This is a genomic window from Pedobacter sp. L105, assembly GCF_009765875.1.
Lineage (GTDB): Bacteria > Bacteroidota > Bacteroidia > Sphingobacteriales > Sphingobacteriaceae > Pedobacter.
Genome location: NZ_LMUP01000008.1, coordinates 98,632 through 105,429, shown reverse-complemented (window position 1 = coordinate 105,429; position 6,798 = coordinate 98,632). Strand labels below are relative to the sequence as shown.

The following is a 6,798-nucleotide window of genomic DNA, read 5'->3' as shown; positions in this document are numbered from 1 at the left end:
CGTTTTTGAATATATAGAGACTTGGTACAACCGTAAAAGACTACATTCTACACTGGGGTACTTGTCCCCGGAAGAATTTGGTAGAAACTTAAATAAACAAAATATTGCCGCTTAACTAAATGTCCACTTTAATGTTGCAAATCCAATCGTTGTATAATCAGTAACAAATTTTCCATACAGTAATGTTTTAGCTTAAGACCTCTGAATTATTCTTGATATTTTAATTAAAGCACTTCGATATAACTGATGATTTTTCTCAATTTCACATCCAGTTCTTTAGTCGCAGATTCCATCATTATCAAAGACTCTTTATCGGATTTATAGTCATCATGTTTAATAAGGTTCATCAACCCTAAAATAGAGGCAACCGGTTTCCTGTATTCGTGTGATAGATTGTTTGCTATTTCTAAAAGTGATTGGTTTTGACTGATGATTTCTGCCATTTGTTTTTGCGCTCATTCACATTTGAAGCAGTAAAAGCAACACTGATAACCTTGTTTTTATCGTCCGATATCGGTTGAAACGATAGTGACCACCATACCTCATAATTGTTTGTTTTTAGTAGAAACTCCTTGTCTACCCTATTTCCTTTTAATGCCAGTTGGAAATTATTAATAAACTTTTTTTGATACGTTTGATCGATATAAGGAATAATCCACTTTCCATTTTTAATCTGCTTACCGTAAAATTCATTAAAGAATGTTTCAGTCTCTTTGTTATAATCGAGGATTCTATAATAGGTGTCAATTAAGATATGGCATGCGGGCGAACTATTGAAAAAACCTCTCAATTTCCTTTCAGATTGTACTGTTTTTTTGTCTTCTGCGCTTTCAAGGCGATATTTTTATCTTTTATTAAATCAAGACCTAATTGCAACTCCGTCACATACATCACTTGCCTTGAAAGTATAGCTAACATCTCTTCCTGATGATCGGTAAAATGATGCCGGTTAAAATCAGCTATACAATAAGATCCGATTTGAATCCCAGAAGAAGAAACAAGTGGTACGCTGGTATAAAAACGAATAGTTAAGTCTTCCGTAGCAGCTGTATTTTCTTGACAATGCAGATCATGAACTGCATGACTAACTACCTTCGTCGTATCTGATTTAAAATATTCAGAGAGGAGGGTCTCCACTTGAGCTTCTTCCAGATCCAGACCAAACTTATATCTGATCGTCTGATTGTTTCCCTGATTCAATGTCAGTAGCACCACAGGTATTTTGCATATCTCTACGGTCAGAATAACGAGATCATTCAACTCTTTATTGGTAGAGAAATTTAAGAGGTTAAATTTCTCTACCAACTGATTTTGTTTAATTTTTGCATTATTCATAGATCATATGATTAGTGACGAAAAGAATTGCCATTCAGCCTTTTTTAGGATGCAAGTTTTCCCATAACAATGGACACTGCAATAGCTGACGTTTTTTTTATTGTCCGATTCTTTTTAACTTTAAAACTAGGGTTGAAAAAATTCAGCAGTAACATTTTATAAGTATCAACCTGTTCAATGTTGTTAGTTATCTCTATCAGAGCAGAAATAGCGAACTCAAAATACGGATCGTAGCTGTCAAACTTATCTATTTCAGAAACGATGGTTTCATGGAATTTACCTTCATCTAATAGGCTGATGAAAGATGAATTGTATTGAGATCTGTATTTAATTTCTTCTGCCATATACAGCACTAGTTTAGTCACAATAAGAGGCTCGAAATTGACAGAGAAAATTAAAGTCAGTGGTTTAAAATTGCCTGTTTTTAATAAAAATCTTATCGTCCACTGTAGTAATCGAATCTCAACCGGACTATTTTTGTATTTTGATTTGACATGTTTAAAGAAGTCCTCATTTATAGTTAAACTGAATTTTTCAATAAGCTGAACAAAGAGAAAGTATTCAAATACGCAATCGTGTTTAAACCTTATCGTTTCCACTCTGCTTTCTTCCACATATTTGGTCTCCTTGATCAGGATATCAGTATCAAGCAACTCGTCGTAAGCTGTTTTATAGATGGAGGTAATGCCCGGCACATTTGTTATTGGTACAAAAGGATGCTCAACTCCAACTTTAGTCAGTTGGGCTATTTTTTTTAGAAGCGGGATTTTTTCGCTACAGTTTTTGGTATTGTATATGCTTCGTTGAATTAGCATCGATACCAATTCATTCGAAACAGTGTCACAATAACAATTTAGGTTGGTGTTTTTTTGGTGGAAATCAAAATATAATTTGATAAAATCCGTCGATTTAAGTTGGTCTTTTAACGTGGGACTGATGATGTTATTTAAGGCTGAATTGATGTTTAATAGTAGCAATTCGGTTTCTTCATTAGACAGTTTTGGTATATTCGTATGGTCTTCCAAGCGGTAATGACTACCAGGAAACCACATGGATTTTAAATAATCGGATTGCTGAATACATAGGTAGAATTTGGACCACATAATTGTTCTCATACTGATGACCAATTTTATATTTCCAAAGTATTTTAGCGTTAAAATTAGGTTTCTAAGGGTACTAAATAGTTGATCGCAGCTCCATCTGGATAAAAAGTGATCTGTGAAATCATCCAGAATAATAACGAACTTCCCTCCATTAGTAATATGGCCATGATCTAAGTATTCGAACATATCTCCTCTAATTTCCATGCCGAGAAGCTGTTTTAGTCGGAGATCGGCGTCAAAGTTCGCCTCCCCCTCATGGAAAAAGTCACCTGCAGTCATGTACAAGAGCGTGGAATTATTATAGGTGGATTTAGAGGTCTTGAATAGTTTTTGCGCCAAATTGCTGATTAGGACAGATTTCCCATCACCTGCTAAAGAAACAAAACTTGTGAATATAGAAGTACTCGTATAGAATTGCATAAAATCTTCTTCTGCAAAATTTCTGGCAACTGTCATACCATGAGGGATACCGCAGCTATCACTAATTTTCTGTAAAGTTCGGTCGGTAATGTTATTTGATATAGCTTTAATAGCTTTCCACTCATCTACTTTTTGCAGGGCATCTTCATCTATCGTTTCGTATTTGGTATATTCTATATTTAGGAAATCTGATAATGTTAAAAGTGTAAATGTTGAGAACTTATACCGTTGTACTGCCAAGCCAAACAACCTCTTGAGTGTGGTCACACTAATATGCTTACTAACCTCTTTATTTATTTGTAAGGAGATGCTTTCGCAATCTTTAGGTGTAACATTCTTAATATTAACTTTTAATAGCAATAGTCGTTTTATTTCTGTGAGTTGAATAGCATAGGTCATAGCTTTTTTCTTTTAAATCGAGTGATAATTAGACTCCCACAATTGAATGGCGAAATGTTCAATGTGATAACTTATAGGAAAGATGAGCAATAAAATAGGTAATCGTTCTTAGTGAGTATATACGTGTGTTCATATAACAGATATTAGAACTGATTGCATGTATTCTGAACAAATATGTGCTTTTTACGATAGGGGAAGAAGCGTGTACTAACTGTTTTTAATGTTATTATTCCTGAGACTTTGTAGAAAAATGGTCGGACTCATACCTTGTTTTTTCTTAAATGCCATAAAAAAGGTTGTTCTTGAAGAAAAGCCTGCTTCATATGCCAATCCTTCAAAAGTTAATTCTTCCCAATCCAGCGCAGTCAACCTTCTGATTACATAAAGTATTCTGTATTCATTGATAAAATCATTGAAGTGTTTATTGTAAATGTGCCGCAGCATAAAAGAAAGTGCACGGACCGGGACTTTACATTGTGTAGCCAATTGCCGTATAGTGAGCCCTTGTTGCCTGTATAATTCTTGTTCAGCGAGTTCCGCCTCCAGTAATTTCTGATATATCAACAAAGTACTTGTAGAAAATAGTGGGCTATTATTATCTGTGGAGATAGCTGTGCTTAAATCACCAATTTCCTGATTGGCTATGTTAGCCACGGTGACTAATTGAGGCGGCTTAGTTTTTCCATCCTTCAGCAAATGCTCTTCAGTTTTCATATCATAACCAAACAATATCCTGGGATTTAGGTAAACATAAACGGCGGTAAAAATCAGTGATGAACACATGAGTACTGCTGGAAAGTATATCGCATGAATGAGGTATATCCCATCTGAAAAGTTCGTTATTAAAATAGCTGTGTAACCAGTCATACATATGTAGATAGTTCCTTGCATCATGACAAGGATTAAAGACCATTGATAATAATTTTTGTAAGGTTCCGATTTAAGATTGATACTGTTGTTCTCCTTATACAACCTTAACGAAATGACCAGATAACAGAGGTAACCAATTCCTTGAATTGGCATTAAAGCGTAATATAACCACATGGGTATAGCTCCAGGTGTGTCTTTAAAAATATAACTGTGATCTTTAATAATAGACGATACGATTGCGACCCGAGCATAGCTACTCATTCCTAACCAGGGTATAACATCTATTAAAGTTAATGCGGCTGGTAAAAAATGAAGCCAGTAGCGGTGGTTCCATTTTTTTTCAGTGCTTAATATGGTTTCGATATATAAATAGATGCATGGCGGAACAAAAAAATAAAGTGGTTTTACCAATTTATAGAAAATAGGGAAACCAATAATGAATTCTGTTAAAAATAGAAAATGGCAGGTGGCGTAACACCCTATGGAGAAAAACGTAAGTGCTACAAGAGTATTGGTTCTTTGAGTTTTATGCTTAAAGAATAGGATGAGGCTAATTGGAAAGCAAAGTATAATGCTACAAAAAAGCAGTACTATGATTAAACTGTTCATATTATTGTTGTTTATAGTATATTGGTTTCTTTGTCAAAACTGAAGGAGTGTCAATTTTAGCACTCTTCTACTATATACAATCTACATTAATATATTAGTTAAACAATTTGCTGTTTTGTATTCCCATTATAATTCGATATTTATGTTAAAGCTATAATTGCTTAGTGATTTTTACTTTCATTGAAGTATTATCTTTTTCTAATAAAAGTATTTTTTAAAGTTAAGCTTAAGGTGGTGCGATTTTTGTATTTTTAAATTTTATGTAAAATGCTCTACAATAAGTGGTTATTCTTTTTTTTTTGTAGAATTTGGAATGTCGCAAAGGTGTTACAAGCATTGTTTTAATGAAAAACTATGATATGTATGATAAACGTGACGAACATCATTTTTTTATTCCTAAAAATACTATATTAAAAATAATTACGTTTAATTAAATTATTGTTATATATTTCATAAATATTTCATGTCAGCCATAAGCATATAATAATTTTTTATTGCTCTTAAAACGGTAGTCATGTGTACTTAATCCAATTAACTATATAACTTCGGCAACGCTAATTTATTCTGATCATCTATTTGTGAAAGCATGTAGCTGCAAGTTTTGATTTTATTGCTGTTCCTAATCCAACAATCGGCCCTACCGTACGCATCCCTTATGTACGCCAGAAATTATGTAATTATATCATTGAGCAGGTATAATGTAGTTCAATTTTGAATAAAGCTATTCGAAGACTCCATGATTTTATCCTTAACCACCAAATATGAACACCCTCTCCTTATTAGCCGACAGACTAGTTGCAACACTATTTTGTGTTCGCCAGGTCAAAACTTATGTTATATACTTAAATAGGATAAAGGTATATCCTCCTCCCAATTTTTTGCATTAGGAATTTTTGGTGTCATACAAATTAGTTTGATGTTAAACTAAAGTTAATTTAAAGCTTTATTAAAGACCTTCTATGGAATAGTAATCGCCTGAAAATGATTATCATTTATTCATGGTTCTGTCAGCTAATGAAAAACTTGGCGTCAATTCTATATTTATCTTCAGGACGATATATACTCTACCTGAATTTTAATTTCACTTACATATATACACGTTACAGTGTATAATTGTCCCGATTGAATAGTCAATGGGAATTTGAAAATGCTATACTAAAATGAGAAAAGATGGATACTGATTATACCGACTTATTAAGCAATCACAAATTTATTTTTATCGTCGCCCTGCTCTTTGTAATAATCATTACAGTAATGACCGATTACGGCATTACATTATTTAAAAAATTTAGGCATGATCAAATTACCGTCTCGCAAATGATTGTTGCCGCTGAAGTAGTTGTCGTTGATGTAATTACCGCTATACCAGATCAGGTCATTGCATCTGGCTATGGTCTGCTTCAAGAGCAGAACGCGGAGAAATTGCATGCAATCATCCAGTTGGCACTTAAAAATGATGATGCTTTTTTTCTTAAATTCAATGAATTTGATTCCGACTTTCGTAAAAGCCTGTTGAAGATTGCTCCCGACCTGGTGTCAACTGAACTGGAGTTTTGCGCCTTATTGAAACTGAATTTTGATACCAAAGAGATTGCCCGATTTACAGCTATTTCCGTTAGGGCTGTTGAAGGAAAAAAATACAGAATCCGTAAAAAGTTAAACATTGGTTCCAAAGAAGATATAAACATCTTTATGGTGAACGTTTAACTAAGTACCTTTACCTCGTCACCTTGGATAATAAATATTCTCCACAGGATACAAATTCCATTTGAGCTGCTCATCTACCTAGTAAAGCCGCATGTAGATTGAATATTGTATCTGCCTTCTAGTTTTTTTAGCTTTTACTGCACCTCTGGTCTGTATGCTAATCAGTTATGCCCTATTCATAACTAATATCACCTTTCATTCTTGCTGGCCACTGGATATATACATGACGATTATCATGCCGGCATTTTGTCTTTAAGGCTTTTATTCTTTTTAGGGCTTATATACGCCTCATATGAGCATATGCTGAAGGATGTTCCGACTTTCTTATCATTTAAACTTTTTCTTATTGGTTGAT

7 protein-coding genes are annotated in these 6,798 nt (G+C 33.8%); 2 read left to right on the top strand and 5 right to left on the bottom strand.

Annotated elements, in window-relative coordinates:
• Positions 1-115, top strand: a 115-nt coding sequence (locus GSQ84_RS15745) for an IS3 family transposase (RefSeq protein ID WP_158798708.1), incomplete at its 5' end; no start/stop codon positions are given.
• A 109-nt stretch (positions 116-224) separates the two neighbouring features.
• On the opposite strand, the gene GSQ84_RS27820 is transcribed toward GSQ84_RS15745, so the two are convergent.
• From GSQ84_RS27820 to GSQ84_RS15725, 5 genes are all read right to left on the bottom strand, one after another.
• Positions 225-443, bottom strand: a complete 219-nt coding sequence (locus tag GSQ84_RS27820; RefSeq protein WP_174238670.1) for a HAMP domain-containing histidine kinase — start codon at positions 441-443, stop codon at positions 225-227.
• Entirely contained in the window at positions 407-790 is a 384-nt protein-coding gene (locus GSQ84_RS28390; RefSeq protein WP_158798244.1) for a PAS domain-containing protein, read from the bottom strand. Before GSQ84_RS28390 ends, GSQ84_RS27820 begins: the two co-directional genes overlap by 37 nt.
• Positions 787-1,335: a GAF domain-containing protein gene (locus tag GSQ84_RS15735; protein ID WP_158798243.1), complete on the bottom strand. Its 549-nt coding sequence runs from the start codon at positions 1,333-1,335 to the stop codon at positions 787-789. The genes GSQ84_RS28390 and GSQ84_RS15735 overlap by 4 nt, the downstream gene beginning before the upstream one ends.
• 44 nt (positions 1,336-1,379) lie before the next feature.
• Complete coding sequence (locus GSQ84_RS15730; protein WP_158798242.1) at positions 1,380-3,257, bottom strand: hypothetical protein; 1,878 nt, start codon at positions 3,255-3,257, stop codon at positions 1,380-1,382.
• 207 nt (positions 3,258-3,464) lie between these two features.
• Positions 3,465-4,736, bottom strand: a complete 1,272-nt coding sequence (locus tag GSQ84_RS15725) for an AraC family transcriptional regulator (RefSeq protein ID WP_158798241.1) — start codon at positions 4,734-4,736, stop codon at positions 3,465-3,467.
• Between the two features lie 1,170 nt (positions 4,737-5,906).
• Here GSQ84_RS15725 and GSQ84_RS15720 point away from each other — a divergent pair.
• Positions 5,907-6,443 (top strand): hypothetical protein, encoded by a 537-nt coding sequence (locus GSQ84_RS15720; protein ID WP_158798240.1) that lies wholly within the window; start codon positions 5,907-5,909, stop codon positions 6,441-6,443.
• The last annotated feature ends 355 nt before the right edge of the window (positions 6,444-6,798 follow it).